The following is a 1,689-nucleotide window of genomic DNA, read 5'->3' on the forward strand; positions in this document are numbered from 1 at the left end:
ACGCGGCTTTCAAATAGCGTTTTTTATTGATTAAAATGAATCATCCACAATGGAGTAATGAATGCATATATACAAAACGTATCATATTGCAAGCGCTCTATGAGAGATATGAAAACTTATCAAAAGGAATGTAAACGATGCGTATGATCTTTAATCACTCATTTGAATAAGAGAGCCTATAAACGCTTTTCATTGCTATCAAATGTATCAATAAAACGTTCTTATCTTTAAAGAGATCATTTAAAACAAAGCACATGATCATGATGCTTCTTTTAAAACGTTTCAAAGTACTAAGCTCAAAATTGAGCTGAGTGAATTGAAAGAACGCTTTGTCTAAAATCAAACAAATCAAAACGCTTGGTAGGTTTATTAATCCAATCAAAAGAAAATGCTTATTAAGTGAATATCTTATAACAAAACGTTTTTTTACATTTACGAGCATTGGTTTTTAAAAGCAGCTTTTCATAAGAAAAATAAACAAACGCTTTTATAAAATGTAAGGTTTTCAAAATTTTGCTCTGCTGTGAAATCTAGATCTTTGTTTTTTCGTAAATGAAACGTTCTTAAGAACAAATGGTAACTAAGTTATAGCTGTTATAAAAAAGTTTTAACGTTTCTTATAAAGATCTCATTTTATGTTTCAAACGTTTAAACGTGCATTTAAAGAGCTTTCATAAGCGTATTTGTACTTTTCATTAAAACCTAATTTCTTTAAAAATTAGCCGGTCCATTTTGGGGATGTTATCTTAGAATAGAGCATTCTTAAATATTACAGCTTTTGACTCAAAATTGAGTAAAAACCCATACCTTATGATGTTACAATGGTTTTGAAGTTTGTTTGCTTATCTTTGTCTTAATAGCTGCCCCCAAATTTGGAAAGAGCTCATTTGGTTTCGTATTTTTAAACTATAACTTTAAAAACGTTTTTAGTACCAAATCTAAAGTAGATAGTAATTCTACTGCCATGGCATTATTTGCTTCCATTTTTTTGTGGAAGCGAATAGTTCCATTCTTAAAGACTAACCTGCAATCTATTCATTAAAAGGCTTTTCATTTCATAAGATATAACTTTTTGAATTTCATGACCTTTATTTCCTACCTTCGGTAAAAAATACCGTGGTTATAAAATCGATCTTGTCTTTAAATCCTTTTATGCAATCTTTAAAATGTTCGGTGTTATGATGATGCTGTTATGACAGCTCTCTATTTTGCGCTCGCCAATTTTGGCGAATGTTAATTGGCTCTTTTATGTGATTAACAATCCAATCATTAAAACAAGATGTGATCTTTAAACGTATGTTATCGATATTTTCAAACGACTAAATTTAAAACAATGCGATTTTGAGTGATAAAAACATATCATAAAATTTATGAATTGTTATGAATGATATCGGCTTTTCATTTCATTTGAATGCACACATGCGTTATAATCTTTACATCATGATTTGCTTTTTATGCTCTATTCATACATGGCAATCTTATATAAAAAATAGTCAAATGAATCACGTATAAAAGTGTGGATTCTTAAGTGGATTCATATAAAATAATTACAATCAACCTATTGACTTTATTGTATTTTTTGATATTATATCTTACATTGTCTGACCAGTTAATCTCAACACGTTTGATTGCCTCATTGTCTGAAAAGCGAAACCGCTTCTCAACGGGGGCATTCTCTCGCAACGGGTT

The 1,689-nt window shown here is 29.8% G+C and carries 1 pseudogene; it reads right to left on the reverse strand.

From position 1 onward, the window contains the following. Positions 1-1,587: 1,587 nt before the first annotated feature. Positions 1,588-1,689, reverse strand: a pseudogene (locus ACFIJZ_RS09720) (terminase); the annotation flags it as partial.

This window comes from Bartonella sp. CL70QHWL, assembly GCF_042194855.1.
In the GTDB taxonomy this organism is placed as follows: Bacteria; Pseudomonadota; Alphaproteobacteria; order Rhizobiales; family Rhizobiaceae; genus Bartonella.